Genomic DNA, 13,404 nt, shown 5'->3' with positions numbered 1-13,404 from the left:
CTCCTCCTTTATTTATTTAACATCGTCTGCTCCGGCGCGAACTCTGCTTCCGGCGATCTCCACTCAACGCCTATATAATCAAGCACGTGTCCCCAACCGTATGTGTTACCGCTTTCGTCTGTGCAGCATTTATTCATCCAAAAATCCCATTCTTTCGCATCTCTTTGCCACAGCGCATCAAATCGATGAGGCCTCTTCTCAAGCTGGATACCAAATCCGCACATTGAGCACCCTGTACGTTGCGCCTTAGTAGTATAAAGCGTTCCGTCGTTTCGCTGCTCTATTTTTCCGTAAATTTCCGGCACAGGTACCTCCAGCTCAATCGCGAGGCGCAACAAGTCTTGCCGCGAAAAGATAGCAAATGGGCAGCTTCTTTTTGTTCCGGGCGAAATGTAGTTGCATCCGTTCATCATCAAGGCCTTTTCTCTTCTTCCGCCTTCAGAAGCCATCAGCCCCATATACGGAAAACGACCCGATTCTTTTGTGTAATCGTTGCATGGCTTTTCCTTCAGATAATAGCAACATTTATCTGATACCAAAAAATCCGGCTTGCCGTAATTTACATTTTCATTTTCGTTCTCGTAACCCCCGAACTTCTCAAGCCATTTTTGTGAAAGTTTCATCCTCGTGTTTTTTCGGTATCCGCCATATTCGCCCGTTTCGCCCGTAATGATTGCATGCCGCACGGTTGCGTTTTTGGGGCTTGGATTTTGCAGCAGGCTTATTTTTCTGGCGATCTCTTTTGATAACACTGGCCACCCAAACTCACGGATAACTTGTACTTTGCTTTTGAGTGGTTTAAGCGCTTGTACTCCGAGCTGCCGATGAACACTTTGTATGCTCTTATCCTCGAGTATGGATACAGATACAGCCGGTACATTAATCCCAATTTTACGCAAAAACATTAAAAGCGTAATGCTATCCAATCCGCCTACGGCAACGTAACAGTTTCCCGCCACGTCTGGGTGGTTGTAAAATTCCCATGCTCTTGCCTCTGCATATTTAATTTTAAAATCGTAATCCAACTTTTGCTTTACTCTAAAATCTGCAATTTTCTTTTCGGTGTTGAGCCGTTTATTTCTTTCAATGCAATTTTCTGTCATCGCTTGTTTCTCCTTTTATGCTGCTACGTATGCCACCGCTGCGGCGATGCCCACAAAGCCAAGCACCACCATAGCTTTCACGCATCGCTCAAGCCCGGCGATATTGTCCGCTGCGTCGTACTCCCGCGACTTGCGCATCACGATGCACTCCGTGAGCGTCGCCGAGATTACGAGCACGACCAACTTTCCGTTCTTTCGCGCAACGATCACACGTTTGCCACCTTCTGGCAGTTTCTCTTTCACGTAGATCCATCTGCGTGCATTTAAGTGCTCAACCGCCTCCCTGATAATCGCGCACCCATACACGCCGCAGTTATGCTCATGCCCACAACCGAGGCAGCACAAGGAGTCTGCCAGCGAGCCGGTCTCCGATTCCATGCGCTCAAGCGCATTGATGAGTTCATCTGTTGTCATATCTGATCTTCCTTTTATGTTTTTTCTCAACGGCTTTCCGCACGTCGCGGTGGAAGCCTACCTCGTCTATTGCTTTCGCGCGCTGCTTGCCCTCAAGCAATTTTGTGAGCTTGTATCTCATGTACCTTTGGCACGTGCTGTGGCAAGTCTCACGCTCGTTTGCATATCTGTCCGGGCAGTTCTGCGGGCATGGACCCAGACGTTGCATCATTCTGTCAGCACCACCTTTTGCGTTTGCGGTTCCGCCGTCCACTTTTCCACGTCCACGCCGATCTGGCGCAGCTTGTAAAGCAAAATAAATTCGGCATTATCCTGCATGTCGTAATGTTTGAGTAATTCCGCTCGGTGCACCGCCATGCAGTCCCACACGCGGCGGAGGCGGTCGGCGCCGAACCCGAATTCTTCATGCAGCGCCCAAAGCAGCATGGCACAGATTTCAGCCGAAAACTTTTCATCAAGCTCGTGCACCTGCCTCGCTATTTCCGCTTTCAACGCCGCTTTTTCCACTTTGCTCATTTGGTATCGCTGTAAAGCTTTCATTGCTTTATCGTTTCCTCCGTTTCTTGTCGCAGTTTTCTGGCTGGCATCCGCGTGGGAGGCCCGTATCGTAGCAATAGCAACACACGCTGTATCGGTCTCCGCGAGAGCCTATCCCGCGCCTGTATATGCAGCCTCGGCAGCTCGCCCGCCGATTTGTCCCCGAAAGCATTATGTAGTACGGCTCTTTAATGCCTGTTATGCTAAATTTACGTATGTCCATCGCTTTTGCTCTCCTTTCCCTCTATCGTCACCCAGACACTTGGTATATCCGACGACCATCGTTTACAGATCTTTGCATTCACAATCTGCGCGTCATCTCTGTAAGCAAAGCCGTTCAATGCATCGCACACGATCTTCATCACGTTGTCCAGGTCCGGCTTTTTCATCGGGAAAAGTGCGCCGCTCGTCATCAGCATTTGCTTTCGCTTGCTGGCGCTCTTCGGAATGCCCAGAAACGCCGTGATGATTATATCGATCGGTGCATCATCAGCAAAGCGCCTACCATGTGCCTCTGCTAAAAAGCGTTGCCGCACAAGCTCCTCATACGCCACGGTTTTATCGGGCGTGTAGCTCATGCTGCGCCCGGATTTCATCCGCACTACACGCGGCCGGGCTTTTCCCTGCGGTTTGCCCGGTATTATAAATTTGATTTTCATGCGCCCTCCTCAGAATGGTAAATCATCGTCAGAAATAGCATTGTAATCATCTTCCGTTGGTGTCGGTTTTGCAGCGGCCTCTCGCTTTTCGCCCGTGAAAGCGGCGCTGCTCACAAGCAACTCAGTCGCCTTCCGCTTGTTGCCGTCCTTGTCCGTGTAGTTGCGTGTCTGGAGCTCGCCGTCAAGCGCGATCATCGCGCCTTTGCTAAAATATTTTGCGATAAACTCCGCTGAGTTGCGCCACGCCACACAATCAATAAAATCCGACTGGTACTCGCCGTTAGCGTCCTTAAAGCTGCGTGTCACCGCCACGCAAAACTGGCACACAGCGGTGCCGCTTTGCGTATGCCGCAGCTCCAAGTCTCTTGTGATACGCCCCATAATATGTACGCCATTACTTGCGCTCATTTTAAAATCCTCCTAATCTGTAATTACGGGATATATCCCGCTTAATGTTGTTTGTATGCGCCCGGGCCCGCTCGGCAATGCGCGATCCGATCGCATCATCGAGCTGCAAAATCTCCGCTATGGTCAGCTCGGAAGAAATCACTGTCATCTTGCGCCCGTTGTATCGGTTGTTGATGATCTCGTATGCAAGGTTTAAGTCTCCCTGCGTCGGCGGTGACTTTTTGCCATTGTCGCCTGCGCCTGTGCGCAAAAAATCATCGAGGTAAAGGCAGTCTGTTTTCATCAGCTCGTCCATACGTGCAGTATATTCGGGCTCATTGATGCAGGCTTTTAATTCCGCCGCAATTCTCTTCCACGGCGTATAGATTGCCGATTTTCCGTTTTGGAGCAGCTTGCCTACAATGGCGGTGCAAATATGCGTTTTTCCCGCTCCGACCTGCCCGCCGACAAAAAACCATCCTTCGGGGTTCCGGCAATAATCGCACGCGCTGCGCATGATCTGTTCCTGCCACGGTTCTCGAATTTCGTAGGATTTAAAAGTGTATCGGTTCATAATATCTTTGAGACCGCTTTTCTCTATCCGCTGCCACGATCTGCGCACCGCCATACAGCTGCACTCTTTCGCTACCTCATAGCCGTCTTCAAGCGCATAGATCACGCCTTTGCTTTTGCACTCCGGGCAGTCCATGCCGGGCAGATCACCCGGCAGTGCATTTAGCACATCGATTTGACGCTGGCGGTAGTCATCAAACGAGCGTACCGCCGTACTTTTCGTACGGATTGACGCTGGTATCATTTCGCGGAAGCTCTCCATGTCTTGCACCTCCTTTGTCCTGCTCGCGCGCCAACCAGCGGTTGATAAACGCCAGTGCGCCGCGCTTTGTCTTACGGTTTTGCGGGTTTGCCTCGCTCCATCCGATCATTTTACGTATTTCTTGCTCTATATCTACTGCCGGATATAGAGCAGCCCATTTGCTTATGTCCTCTTTGCTTATCGGATAATAAGAGCCGTCATGGAGTATCAGTCGGTATGCCGGCGCTGAGGCGGACTCGTCCGCGCTCTGCGCATACTCCTTTACTTTACTTTCCTTTACTTTACTTTCCTTTACTTTACTTTGTGGGTTTTCCGTCGGTTTACTTGGGTTTTCCGTCGGTTTACTGGGGTTTTCCGTCGGAAAACTCGATAAAAGCGTAACTTTATTACGGATGTTCGCCGGAACATCTCTTTCGTCGCTTATATCAAGCAAAAAATACTCTTTAATAAATCGCACATCAGCTCTGTTCTTTCCGATGATTCTCAAGTATCTTTGCTGTATTCCGTGAGAGGTGAGCACGCCAAACGCATTGTAGATACCCTCGTCAAAAAGAGAACGTCTGCAGCACCCTCGTACTACCTCCATAATAAAACTCGCTTCGCAACCACCACCGACACCCTCGGACATCAGGAGGCAGTCTTCTTCGCCGAATTTTGCATAATATCCGTTCTCGCTGTACGCCATATTGATAAGCTCTAAAGCTATATAAGCGCCCTTTATTCCAAATTCGGAGCGAATCAAACGGAATTTACGATCTTGGAAAAGTCCCACATCGAAAGGCCAATAGTCCACATTTTCTTTCTGCGGTCTCGCCATCGTCGACTTTCCTTTCTTCTACCCGCACAGGTATCCGCCACCCGCCAGAAGGCAAACAACGGATAACCGCTAAAGGTAGTTTTTATAAAACTCTCGGCGGAAATCATCGATATTCCAACCGTTTTCTGCCATGGCTTTGCGCTGCCCGTATTCGTGCAGTTTTTGCATCGCCTTGGCGTTGTGGTGTACCCCGTAGGGCGGCTCATTGTGACAACTATGGCACAGCGTAACGACTAATCCGTAGCGCTCGCTTTTTTTGCGCAGCGCACCGCCGAATATATGGTGCCGCTCGACCACACCATAGCAACCACAAATAAAGCACTCACCAATCATCTTGCCCACTCATCTTTCAGGGCTTCCAGCTTGTCCGGCGGTAGCGTTTCCACGCCCACCGCCCGGCAGTCCTGTACAATATTATCGATCAAACGCGCCATCTGCGCTCTGTCGTATGTACTGGATCCGTAGTATACAATCACATTCGTGCAGCCCCGCACTTTGCTGGGCAGTACATCCGTTACCCAGCCGAGCCCGTTGTGCTGCCACATCTGCCGCAGTTTGTTCACGGCGGAATTTATCACGCACACCGTGTCACAGTTGCCGCCGATGTTTCGCACCGCTTCGCGGTAAATCAGCTCTTTCGGTTGGTTCGTCGCCTCTGCAAGCTTATCGCAAAGCACCCAAAAATAGGCATTTGCATCCAAGCTGCGCTTTTGCCGGTACTCTTTTACCTCGCACGTATACATACGCTCGCGCATACCAAGCACAAACCGTCTTGCGGCGGGTGTGTTGATGACTTTGAGGCAAAGCTCTCCGTCTTCGTTCACGTGGGCGGCTGTAAAATCAAATTGCACCATTCAGGCCACCAGCTTTCTCCGCCGCCTTTTCGGCTTTGATCTCTTTTCCTAAGCACTCAAAGCAAAGCTGTCGGTCATACCTTTTTTGCGCATACAACGCAATATCGCCCGCTTTCCAAACGCTGCCGTCTTTTTTCTTTCCGTCGCGGATCGTCTTACCGCACTGCGCGCAGGTGTATTCTTCATCCTGCTCCGGCGGGGCGGCGTTATACTTTGTACGTCCTGCCTCCCAGTAAATGTCCGCGCCGAAGCCTAAAGCTTTGCAAGCTACGGAGATCGCGTCCGTGAGCGCCATTTTGTAGCACTCATCGGATGCACGCAGATTATTTCCTTTTTCCGCTGCCACAAACTTTGAGCCGCCCGTGCCCGGAATAGGCTCCGACCAGTCCGCATCCGGCGTGATCCTGTATTGCAGCTCGATGTCCACAAACGCCCCCACCTCTCCGGTGCTGGCGGTCTCAAGCCACTCGCGCACAATCTTGTATTTCCAGCCGATTCCGCACGGCCCAAAAAGCTCTGTAAGCTCTCGTATGCGCCACATGGGGTTGATGTCCGTCATGCCGTTGAGCCGTCCGCCGGTGATCCGCTTTTGTGCGCTGCCCGGCACGGCGCTCACGGCGTTGTAAATATCCATGTTACCCATCAGCGCACCGCCAGTCTGTACCCGGGTACCAATTTAGCCCCCGGGAGCTCCTCGCCCGCTTTTAGCGCGTCGCGCACGGCAACTTTGTTGATCTCCGGCGCTTTCTGGCGGATGAACTCCTCGTGCTCCAACGTAGCCCATGCGATAAAGTCATCGGCGTTTTCGATCTCAAGCGACGGGGCTTTTTTTGCTACGGAGACCACGTTGCGCGCCGTTTCGATTTTGCTTTTTCCTACTGCCTGCATCTGCTGCATGGTGTAGGATTTAAGCTGATCCGCTGTTGCTTCATGTCGCTTCATCCGCGCAGTCAGCGCATCGATTTCTTTTTTGATCGCTTCCGCCACTGCGAGCTCGTCTTTGATGATGCACGCGATGCTGTCCACTTTTGTTTCAAACTCATCGTCGATGCTTTCAAGCGTGTCTGCGAGCGCTTCGGGAGGGATGCTTTCATCCTCCGCCATCTGCTTCAAAGCCTCGTATTGCTCCGCATACTCATACAGTTTCATTTGCTTCCACCTCCTCTGGCATTTCCTCGAGCACCGTAATGCGGATTTTGCCGCGCTCAATGCCCTCTTCGCGCAAATGCTTACCTACAATCTCCATTACGTCACCGCCATTTACGGTAACAGCGTCAAACGCGCCGCGCTTGATGTTGCCGCAAAGGCTTACCTGCATGATCTGCTTATACTTTACCATTGACTTTTCCTCCCGTTTTTGCTAAACTAATAGCGGTAATTTTGTCTTTGTGCCCCTGTGACTGTTCCCGCAGTCCGGGGCACTTTTCTTTTTTACGGATCACGCTTGTCTTTCCTTCCTGTCCGTTGTCACTGTCTCATACACGCGCACGGCGTCGCGCCAGCTGCGGTATTTGCCGATGTCGATGACCTCCGCACCGGGGCGGGCGGCTCTTTTTCTTCTCTTCGGCGGCTTTATGGCTCTTTCGAGGATTTTCTCCGCGCCGTAGGCCAGCGTGATGATCGCGCATCCGGCGGCGATACTGCCGCACAAAACTAAGATCATGTTGTTGCCTCCTTTCTTCTAATTTTTGAACAGCGTCTCGATGTCGCTTTGCGAAAAACGCAGTTTTTTAAAGATGTTGCACAAGTCTTCATACGACCACGCCGAAAGGTGGCGCATACGGTAGCTATAAAGCTGCGGGGATATACCCAAGTATTTCGCGGTCTTTTCGTCGGTCGTCAGGCCCATGCGGTCGGCGTTATAACGCATAATCGACCTAAACGTCTGCCTCCGCTGTTCTGCGGGCGAAGGTTTTAATCTTGGCATTGTTTACCACCTCTTTCGTTATTCATGTTTTGTCCCCAGCCCTACCACCTGCCGCCCAAAGCAAAATTATGCAGTATCTATGTTTGTTTGGACGAAAGGAGTGTACATCCATGGTTTTCAGGGGAGGATTAGTTTTTGGGCGGCATGTGGTAAAGCTGGGACGCGGCCTTTAAGCTTAGCTAAAAAAGCACAACATCAAAACCGCGATTAGCGTGCCTAAAATCGGGGCGAGAAGCATTAAAATGTATGGCAGTACCACTTTTAATGCTTCTTTTCGTGCCCGGTCTTCCATTCTCATTCCGCTTTCTCCTTTATCTACTTAACTCACCCCGCTTTCGGGTTGGTCGCGTCTGCGTCTTTGCGCTCGGTGCGCATCGTTACCAGTTCCACGCCGTCCGCAAGTCCTGCGGCGTAAATCTCTGCCATCTTCACGGCAAGTGCGCGTTTGTCCGCAGGCACAGCTTTAACGATCTGGATAGCTTTTTCCGCTTCATGCGTTAAGACCTCGTACATTAAATTTACCTCCTTTTTTTGCTCTCTGTTATTTGTTACCTATATAATACCATAGGTGAGCTATATTGTCAAGCTTTATTTTATTGGTGGCAAATATTTTTTCGTTGACTTTATTTCGGATTATGGTATAATACTATATAAGGAGGTGAACGAATGGAGACAATAAACGAGCGTGTGCAAAAGGTCTTAAAAGCTTCGTCCCTTACGCAATCTGAGTTTGCGGAAAAGATAGGAATAAAACAAGGTAGTTTGAGCCTTATTTGTTCTGGAAAATCAGGAATTGGCGATCGCACAATCGCCGATATTTGCCGTGTTTTTGGTGTCGATCTAATCTGGTTGCGTACCGGTGTAGGCGAAATGTTTAAGCAAAAAACACGTGAGGAAGCATTGGCGGAGATTTTTGCCAGAGCACAAATTGATGATGACGACCGAAGCCGACTGCTTCGCGCTATAGCGCAGCTACCCGATGAGTATCTGCCGATTTTTGTAAAAGGGCTTGAAAAGATTTGCAAGATACTGTCGGAAGACAAATAAAAAAGGCGAGAACCGAATTTTTAACGGTCCTCGCCTTTTGCTTTGTGCGCCTACACTTTCCCTGCCCATATTGATACAGATATGTAAATCTTTCGCAAAGTATCTACGGGGAGATCCAGCAGCATTTCTAAAATTGCGTCTATTAAGTTCTTTCGGGTTCTGTTTTCTTCCCCTGTTTCTACTGTCTTCATTTGTTCAACTCCGTTCTTTTAATAAAAATTTTTTTGATTTGTTTATTGACTGCGCCCGTTTTAAGTGATATGATACAGTTAAATTATGAGGTAAATATACGAAATGAGGTAAAATATTATGGCTTTGTTCTCAGGATACCAAAAAAACACCGCACAAAATGTCTATGCAAATATGCGCCCATATCTAGCTCAAAAAGATGGTGCGGTTCACGTCGTGCTGATAAACAGTTTTTCTCAACTTGCCAATCAGGTCTTTAAGTGCGACGAGAAATACACAACGGAAATTGACTATGTTTTAAACTGCATGCAAAGGGAAGGCTACGAAATCTTGGACATAAAATTTAATTCGATTCCCAATCAGGGTATGACCGGGAACAGGACGGGATTCAACACGCTTATCACCTACAGATAAGCCTTTCGTTTGATTAAATAATAGGCCTCTCAAACGGTGGTGTAAATATTCAATTTTGCATAACGGTACTTTATATATGACTTAAATTACAAATTAGGTGCTTCTTATGGATTTTTCGACGATCAATTTAGACGCGCTTGTGCCTAAACTGGAAGCTCGACGCGTCTCGCTCAACTTATCTTATCAAAACGTTGCGGACGCTTGTAATGTCTCTCAAAGTACAATCATTCGCATTTTTAAACGGCAGGCTGACCCGAGCATTGTTGTGCTTAAGTCTATCCTTGCTGCCGTCAAGTATGATATTGTTTCGCCGCCGCTGCCGGACGAAGACTCGGAAAACGAGCGAATCCGATACCTCAAGAAAAATATTGAATTTGAACGTGAGGATAAAATTGTAAGGCTCGCGCAGCAAGAGGCGCAATTCACGCGCCAGCACAACGAAGACCGGCGGCTTGTCCGAATTTGCTTGATTATCTGCATTATCCTTGTGCTTTTCGTTTGCTTCCTGTTCGGCTACGATCTCGCAAACTTAGATCGCGGCTGGATACAGGCTCGTTCCGCTTCCGGTGGTTTGCTCAAATAACAAAATCCCGTGGATACAAAAACGTATCTACGGGATTTTTAAAATAGGAGGATACATCATGGCAAAAGCTAAAAAACTGCCCTCCGGTAACTGGCGCGTGAATCTATACGATTACACGGACCCCGCCACCGGAAAGCGAATTTACAAATCATTCACCGCCACAACAAAAAAAGAAGCCGAATACATGGCGGCAGAATACAAATTGGACGGCAAACAGCGCACCGCATCCGCCGGAGACATGACCTTGAAAGAGGCATACACGCGCTATATCGACAGCAAAACCAACGTGCTCTCGCCCTCTACGATACGCGAGTACCGCCGAAGCGCCCGGAATGACCTACAAGACATTATGCCGCTAAAGCTGCGCGACATTACGCAGGAGGCCGTGCAGCGCTCCATAAACCAGTTCGCGGCAAATCATGCGCCAAAAACCGTGCGCAATGCCCATGGGCTTTTATCTGCCGTGCTGGGCGTATATTATCCCTCTTTCCAGCTCTCCACGGGCTTGCCCCAGAAGCAAAAGGCAAGGATCACCATTCCGACCGAGGCGGAAGTGAAGGCATTGCTGGAGGCTGCCGAGGGCACTAATATGCACCAAGCTATTTTATTGGCTGCCGTAGGCACCCTGCGCCGCTCCGAAATATGCGCACTGACGCAAAGCGACGTGCATGATAACGGCGTTATGGTTAACAAGGCTATGGTCTGTGACGATAATCACGAGTATGTTATCAAGTCTACCAAAACAACCGCCGGAACTCGATTTGTGGAGCTGCCGAAATTTATCATTGATGAGTTGCGTAGCATAGATAATGAGCGCGTATGCCCGTACTCGCCTATTACAATATCAAACCTCTTCCGCACGCTCTCCATGCGCGTGCTGGGTAAACCGTACCGCTTTCATGATCTGCGACACCATTCCGCTTCCGTCCTGCACGCTATGGGCGTGCCGGACCTATACATCATGCAGCGCGGAGGGTGGGAGAACCGCGATGTCCTCGACAAAATCTACGAGCACGTTTTATCCGATGAGCAAAAGGACTTTAACGCAAAAATCGTTGACCGATTTACAAAATCTTACGGATAAAAGCAAAATGCAACACAAAAAGCAACACATGTTTTGAAATATATAGAGTTTATGCGGGTTTTGCGTGTATATATTACGGGTTCAAGTCCTGTTACCTGCACCAAAAAGACCATTGTCGAATGACAATGGTCTTTTTTCAACGAAATTCGCCTTACGGCGAGTAAACTAACAACCTTCGGTTATCGTGAAATTGCTTCGCAGTGAGCTGCGCTGCGCGCGTTAAGAGCGAAGTTCCTTTCACTTTCTGCATACGCGGAAAACTTCACAAATACGGCAGCACTCATTTCATATTTTGCAAAGCGAAATATATCACTAACCCCACCGCCCATAAAGACAAAATCTTATCTTTGCGGGCGGCGGGGTTTTATCATCTCTCCCCCATCACCGCAGCCGTAACGGCTTTAGCTAAGCGGTTGACGGCTTCGGTGATGCAGGCGTCGGGAATTTCGGAGTAGCTGATGACGAATGCGGTCTGCGGGTTTACGGGCGCTGTATGGTAATACGCCGAAAGCCCGGTGACGCGCACGCCGTTTTCCGCCGCGCGGCGGGTGATCTTTTCGGCGGGCACAGGTCCGCAGACACGCAGGAGAAAATGCAGACCGGCGTCTTCGGCATCAATTTTTGCAAGCTTTAACAAACCGCAGCGCTTCATCTCTTTTAAGATGAGATCTTTTTTTTGCTTATAACGGATGCGCATGCGGTTGATGTGCTTTTCAAAATAGCCCTCGGAAATGAATTTTGCGAGCGTGTACTGCTCGAGGTTCGAGACCGTGCACGCGTAGAATCCAAGATTTTTGTAAAATGCTTCGGCGAGCGCTGTGGGCAGCACCATGTAGCTGATACGGATGGTGCTGGCAAGGCTTTTTGAAAACGTATTCATGTAAATGACGCGGTCGGCGGAATCGATGCTTTGCAGCGCCGGGATAGGCTTGCCGGTGAGGCGGAACTCGGAATCGTAATCGTCCTCGATGATGTAACGGTTTTCGCTCTGCGCGGCCCAATCGAGAAGCGTGTAACGCCGTGCGATGGGCGTGACGATGCCCGTCGGGAAGTGGTGCGATGGCGAAATGTGCAGAATATCCGCGCCGCTTTTTTCGAGCGCTTTGGGGTCTATCCCCTCTTTATCCATCGGCGTGAAACGGTACTGCACGCCGTAGCTCTCGTACACCTGCGCAATTTTGCGGTAGCCGGGATCTTCGAGCGCGTAGACCTTATCGAACCCCAAAAGCTGGATGAGAAGCCCGTAGAGGTACTCCGTTCCGGCGCCGACGACGATGCAGTTCGGGTCGGCATCGATGCCGCGAAACTCCCTAAGGTGCTCGGCGATGGCGCACCTTAGCTCGAACACGCCGCCGCACGGGGCGTTTGCCATAAGCTCGGCGCTTTTTTCCGAGATGATCTCGCGCATGAGCTTCGCCCATGTGGCAAACGGGAAATTCTGCGGGTCGGTGCGGCTGCTGGAAAAATCCGCAAAATATTTCGGCGGTACGGGCATTTGTGTGCGGGGACTCTCTTTTTTCTGCGGCGCGGTGCTTTTTTCCAAATTGGCGGCGAAGAAGCCTTTTTTCGGCAAGGCGTAGACGTACCCCTCCGAGACAAGCTGCGCATAGGCGTTTTCGACTGTGATGACGCTGACGCCGAGGTTTTCCGCAAAGCTGCGCTTAGAGGGCAATTTTGTGCCGGGCGTGATCTTGCCCGTCAGAATGTCCTCACGGATGCACTTATACAGGTACATATAAAGGCTTTCGGAGCCGATTTTTGAGAAAGAATAGGTGAGCATGTGGGTTCTCCGTGATCTGTCGCGTTTTAATTTAGTATAGCGGACTCTTGCACAAATGTCAAAGCCATGGTATGATGACCTTGAAACGGAGGGGATTGCATGCCGAACGAAGCGAAGCTTTTATATGACGCGCTCCTGTATGAGAACGGGCACCTACGCCGCACACAGCACATTTTAAAGGTATACGGCCTTGCGAAAATGCTGGGTGAGTTGGAAAATCTTCCCACCCACGAGCAGAAAAATCTGCGCGCGGCGGCGATTTTGCACGATATCGCGATCAAATTTTGCAAGGAAAAGTACGATGACGGCTGCCCCGCGAATCAGCGCAAGGAAGCACCTGCGTTGGCGCGGAAATTCCTGCTCGCCTGCGGTTACGCGGAAGAAGATCTGCCACGCATCACCAAGATGATTGTTCTGCACCACTGCTACGACAAGATCGACGGCAAGGATCTGCAGCTTCTCGTTGAAGCCGACCTCATTGCGGGCTGCACGGAAGAAGATGATCCTTCTGCCCACGCAAAAGCCGTGCGGCGACTGTTTAAATCCTCTTCGGGTCTCGCCCTGCTCGACACGTTTATAAAAGAATAACGAATAATTTGACCCGCCGAGGTGCATATTCCCCGGCGGGTCTTGCTTTATGGTTCGTTCGGTGCGGCGCACGGCGACCAGTTTAGGTCTGCGTTTGCCACGCGGCAATAGCGTGTAGTTTGTGCATAGCCGCCGTCTCCTGCGCAGTCACTGCCGTTTTTGTTTACAGCCGAGACCCAATAGTGT

General features: G+C 50.1%; 22 protein-coding genes. 5 read left to right on the top strand and 17 right to left on the bottom strand.

Annotated features, from left to right (window positions below):
- Positions 1-8: 8 nt before the first annotated feature.
- The 15 genes from ACI0CA_RS06580 to ACI0CA_RS06510 all read right to left on the bottom strand — a co-directional run bounded on the left by ACI0CA_RS06580 (position 9) and on the right by ACI0CA_RS06510 (position 8,046).
- Complete coding sequence (locus tag ACI0CA_RS06580; protein WP_446806422.1) at positions 9-1,103, bottom strand: hypothetical protein; 1,095 nt, start codon at positions 1,101-1,103, stop codon at positions 9-11.
- 15 nt (positions 1,104-1,118) lie between these two features.
- The gene (locus ACI0CA_RS06575; RefSeq protein ID WP_446806423.1) at positions 1,119-1,517 is read right to left on the bottom strand and encodes a hypothetical protein; all 399 of its coding nucleotides are present in this window, start codon (positions 1,515-1,517) and stop codon (positions 1,119-1,121) included.
- 207 nt (positions 1,518-1,724) lie between these two features.
- Complete coding sequence (locus tag ACI0CA_RS06570) at positions 1,725-2,033, bottom strand: hypothetical protein (protein ID WP_446807064.1); 309 nt, start codon at positions 2,031-2,033, stop codon at positions 1,725-1,727.
- Positions 2,034-2,263: 230 nt separating this feature from the next.
- Complete coding sequence (locus ACI0CA_RS06565; protein WP_446806425.1) at positions 2,264-2,713, bottom strand: RusA family crossover junction endodeoxyribonuclease; 450 nt, start codon at positions 2,711-2,713, stop codon at positions 2,264-2,266.
- A 9-nt stretch (positions 2,714-2,722) separates the two neighbouring features.
- On the bottom strand, positions 2,723-3,121 hold the full coding sequence (locus tag ACI0CA_RS06560; RefSeq protein ID WP_446806426.1) for a single-stranded DNA-binding protein: 399 nt from the start codon (positions 3,119-3,121) through the stop codon (positions 2,723-2,725).
- Position 3,122: 1 nt separating this feature from the next.
- On the bottom strand, positions 3,123-3,917 hold the full coding sequence (locus tag ACI0CA_RS06555; protein WP_446806427.1) for an ATP-binding protein: 795 nt from the start codon (positions 3,915-3,917) through the stop codon (positions 3,123-3,125).
- A complete protein-coding gene (locus tag ACI0CA_RS06550; protein ID WP_446806428.1) occupies positions 3,868-4,752 on the bottom strand; it encodes a DUF4373 domain-containing protein in 885 nt (294 codons plus the stop codon). Before ACI0CA_RS06550 ends, ACI0CA_RS06555 begins: the two co-directional genes overlap by 50 nt.
- Before the next feature lie 69 nt (positions 4,753-4,821).
- Complete coding sequence (locus ACI0CA_RS06545) at positions 4,822-5,085, bottom strand: hypothetical protein (RefSeq protein WP_446806967.1); 264 nt, start codon at positions 5,083-5,085, stop codon at positions 4,822-4,824.
- Complete coding sequence (locus ACI0CA_RS06540) at positions 5,082-5,606, bottom strand: hypothetical protein (RefSeq protein ID WP_446806429.1); 525 nt, start codon at positions 5,604-5,606, stop codon at positions 5,082-5,084. The genes ACI0CA_RS06545 and ACI0CA_RS06540 overlap by 4 nt, the downstream gene beginning before the upstream one ends.
- A complete protein-coding gene (locus ACI0CA_RS06535; protein ID WP_446806430.1) occupies positions 5,593-6,249 on the bottom strand; it encodes a hypothetical protein in 657 nt (218 codons plus the stop codon). Before ACI0CA_RS06535 ends, ACI0CA_RS06540 begins: the two co-directional genes overlap by 14 nt.
- A complete protein-coding gene (locus ACI0CA_RS06530; protein WP_446806431.1) occupies positions 6,249-6,755 on the bottom strand; it encodes a siphovirus Gp157 family protein in 507 nt (168 codons plus the stop codon). The genes ACI0CA_RS06535 and ACI0CA_RS06530 overlap by 1 nt, the downstream gene beginning before the upstream one ends.
- Positions 6,742-6,945 carry a hypothetical protein gene (locus ACI0CA_RS06525; protein ID WP_446806432.1) on the bottom strand — a complete coding sequence of 68 codons (204 nt, stop codon included), beginning with the start codon at positions 6,943-6,945 and terminating at the stop codon, positions 6,742-6,744. Before ACI0CA_RS06525 ends, ACI0CA_RS06530 begins: the two co-directional genes overlap by 14 nt.
- 99 nt (positions 6,946-7,044) lie before the next feature.
- Positions 7,045-7,269 carry a hypothetical protein gene (locus ACI0CA_RS06520; protein WP_446806433.1) on the bottom strand — a complete coding sequence of 75 codons (225 nt, stop codon included), beginning with the start codon at positions 7,267-7,269 and terminating at the stop codon, positions 7,045-7,047.
- Between the two features lie 18 nt (positions 7,270-7,287).
- Positions 7,288-7,533 (bottom strand): hypothetical protein, encoded by a 246-nt coding sequence (locus ACI0CA_RS06515; RefSeq protein ID WP_412944896.1) that lies wholly within the window; start codon positions 7,531-7,533, stop codon positions 7,288-7,290.
- 324 nt (positions 7,534-7,857) lie between these two features.
- The gene (locus ACI0CA_RS06510; RefSeq protein WP_446806434.1) at positions 7,858-8,046 is read right to left on the bottom strand and encodes a hypothetical protein; all 189 of its coding nucleotides are present in this window, start codon (positions 8,044-8,046) and stop codon (positions 7,858-7,860) included.
- Between the two features lie 153 nt (positions 8,047-8,199).
- Between ACI0CA_RS06510 and ACI0CA_RS06505 the strand changes: the two genes are divergently transcribed.
- Positions 8,200-8,580: a helix-turn-helix domain-containing protein gene (locus tag ACI0CA_RS06505; protein ID WP_446806435.1), complete on the top strand. Its 381-nt coding sequence runs from the start codon at positions 8,200-8,202 to the stop codon at positions 8,578-8,580.
- Positions 8,581-8,630: 50 nt separating this feature from the next.
- Here ACI0CA_RS06505 and ACI0CA_RS06500 read toward each other — a convergent pair whose 3' ends face one another.
- On the bottom strand, positions 8,631-8,771 hold the full coding sequence (locus tag ACI0CA_RS06500) for a hypothetical protein (protein WP_446807063.1): 141 nt from the start codon (positions 8,769-8,771) through the stop codon (positions 8,631-8,633).
- A gap of 118 nt (positions 8,772-8,889) precedes the next feature.
- Here ACI0CA_RS06500 and ACI0CA_RS06495 point away from each other — a divergent pair, with 118 nt between their 5' ends.
- The 3 genes from ACI0CA_RS06495 (at position 8,890) to ACI0CA_RS06485 (ending at position 10,850) form a co-directional block, all read left to right on the top strand.
- A complete protein-coding gene (locus tag ACI0CA_RS06495; protein WP_446806436.1) occupies positions 8,890-9,183 on the top strand; it encodes a hypothetical protein in 294 nt (97 codons plus the stop codon).
- A 106-nt stretch (positions 9,184-9,289) separates the two neighbouring features.
- Positions 9,290-9,766, top strand: coding sequence for a helix-turn-helix domain-containing protein (locus ACI0CA_RS06490; RefSeq protein ID WP_446806437.1), 477 nt, complete (start codon positions 9,290-9,292; stop codon positions 9,764-9,766).
- A 58-nt stretch (positions 9,767-9,824) separates the two neighbouring features.
- Positions 9,825-10,850, top strand: a complete 1,026-nt coding sequence (locus tag ACI0CA_RS06485) for a site-specific integrase (protein ID WP_446806438.1) — start codon at positions 9,825-9,827, stop codon at positions 10,848-10,850.
- A gap of 367 nt (positions 10,851-11,217) precedes the next feature.
- On the opposite strand, the gene ACI0CA_RS06480 is transcribed toward ACI0CA_RS06485, so the two are convergent.
- Complete coding sequence (locus ACI0CA_RS06480) at positions 11,218-12,630, bottom strand: MocR-like pyridoxine biosynthesis transcription factor PdxR (protein WP_418787382.1); 1,413 nt, start codon at positions 12,628-12,630, stop codon at positions 11,218-11,220.
- A gap of 99 nt (positions 12,631-12,729) precedes the next feature.
- Between ACI0CA_RS06480 and ACI0CA_RS06475 the strand changes: the two genes are divergently transcribed.
- The gene (locus ACI0CA_RS06475; RefSeq protein WP_446806439.1) at positions 12,730-13,218 is read left to right on the top strand and encodes a phosphohydrolase; all 489 of its coding nucleotides are present in this window, start codon (positions 12,730-12,732) and stop codon (positions 13,216-13,218) included.
- Positions 13,219-13,404: the final 186 nt, after the last annotated feature.

The organism is Hominenteromicrobium mulieris (assembly GCF_046197855.1).
Taxonomy (GTDB): Bacteria; Bacillota; Clostridia; order Oscillospirales; family Acutalibacteraceae; genus Hominenteromicrobium; species Hominenteromicrobium mulieris.
This window is presented reverse-complemented; position numbering and strand designations above follow the sequence as displayed.

What these genes read in the sequence shown, in the direction of transcription:
- ACI0CA_RS06475 (WP_446806439.1), top strand. Translation starts at nt 12,730, where the DNA reads ATGCCGAACGAAGCGAAGCTTTTATATGACGCGCTCCTGTATGAGAAC.
- ACI0CA_RS06555 (WP_446806427.1), bottom strand. Translation starts at nt 3,917, where the DNA reads ATGATACCAGCGTCAATCCGTACGAAAAGTACGGCGGTACGCTCGTTT.
- ACI0CA_RS06575 (WP_446806423.1), bottom strand. Translation starts at nt 1,517, where the DNA reads ATGACAACAGATGAACTCATCAATGCGCTTGAGCGCATGGAATCGGAG.
- ACI0CA_RS06560 (WP_446806426.1), bottom strand. Translation starts at nt 3,121, where the DNA reads ATGAGCGCAAGTAATGGCGTACATATTATGGGGCGTATCACAAGAGAC.
- ACI0CA_RS06570 (WP_446807064.1), bottom strand. Translation starts at nt 2,033, where the DNA reads ATGAGCAAAGTGGAAAAAGCGGCGTTGAAAGCGGAAATAGCGAGGCAG.
- ACI0CA_RS06550 (WP_446806428.1), bottom strand. Translation starts at nt 4,752, where the DNA reads ATGGCGAGACCGCAGAAAGAAAATGTGGACTATTGGCCTTTCGATGTG.
- ACI0CA_RS06480 (WP_418787382.1), bottom strand. Translation starts at nt 12,630, where the DNA reads ATGCTCACCTATTCTTTCTCAAAAATCGGCTCCGAAAGCCTTTATATG.
- ACI0CA_RS06510 (WP_446806434.1), bottom strand. Translation starts at nt 8,046, where the DNA reads ATGTACGAGGTCTTAACGCATGAAGCGGAAAAAGCTATCCAGATCGTT.
- ACI0CA_RS06545 (WP_446806967.1), bottom strand. Translation starts at nt 5,085, where the DNA reads ATGATTGGTGAGTGCTTTATTTGTGGTTGCTATGGTGTGGTCGAGCGG.
- ACI0CA_RS06535 (WP_446806430.1), bottom strand. Translation starts at nt 6,249, where the DNA reads ATGGGTAACATGGATATTTACAACGCCGTGAGCGCCGTGCCGGGCAGC.
- ACI0CA_RS06485 (WP_446806438.1), top strand. Translation starts at nt 9,825, where the DNA reads ATGGCAAAAGCTAAAAAACTGCCCTCCGGTAACTGGCGCGTGAATCTA.
- ACI0CA_RS06500 (WP_446807063.1), bottom strand. Translation starts at nt 8,771, where the DNA reads ATGAAGACAGTAGAAACAGGGGAAGAAAACAGAACCCGAAAGAACTTA.
- ACI0CA_RS06530 (WP_446806431.1), bottom strand. Translation starts at nt 6,755, where the DNA reads ATGAAACTGTATGAGTATGCGGAGCAATACGAGGCTTTGAAGCAGATG.
- ACI0CA_RS06565 (WP_446806425.1), bottom strand. Translation starts at nt 2,713, where the DNA reads ATGAAAATCAAATTTATAATACCGGGCAAACCGCAGGGAAAAGCCCGG.
- ACI0CA_RS06540 (WP_446806429.1), bottom strand. Translation starts at nt 5,606, where the DNA reads ATGGTGCAATTTGATTTTACAGCCGCCCACGTGAACGAAGACGGAGAG.
- ACI0CA_RS06515 (WP_412944896.1), bottom strand. Translation starts at nt 7,533, where the DNA reads ATGCCAAGATTAAAACCTTCGCCCGCAGAACAGCGGAGGCAGACGTTT.
- ACI0CA_RS06525 (WP_446806432.1), bottom strand. Translation starts at nt 6,945, where the DNA reads ATGGTAAAGTATAAGCAGATCATGCAGGTAAGCCTTTGCGGCAACATC.
- ACI0CA_RS06520 (WP_446806433.1), bottom strand. Translation starts at nt 7,269, where the DNA reads ATGATCTTAGTTTTGTGCGGCAGTATCGCCGCCGGATGCGCGATCATC.
- ACI0CA_RS06495 (WP_446806436.1), top strand. Translation starts at nt 8,890, where the DNA reads ATGGCTTTGTTCTCAGGATACCAAAAAAACACCGCACAAAATGTCTAT.
- ACI0CA_RS06490 (WP_446806437.1), top strand. Translation starts at nt 9,290, where the DNA reads ATGGATTTTTCGACGATCAATTTAGACGCGCTTGTGCCTAAACTGGAA.
- ACI0CA_RS06505 (WP_446806435.1), top strand. Translation starts at nt 8,200, where the DNA reads ATGGAGACAATAAACGAGCGTGTGCAAAAGGTCTTAAAAGCTTCGTCC.
- ACI0CA_RS06580 (WP_446806422.1), bottom strand. Translation starts at nt 1,103, where the DNA reads ATGACAGAAAATTGCATTGAAAGAAATAAACGGCTCAACACCGAAAAG.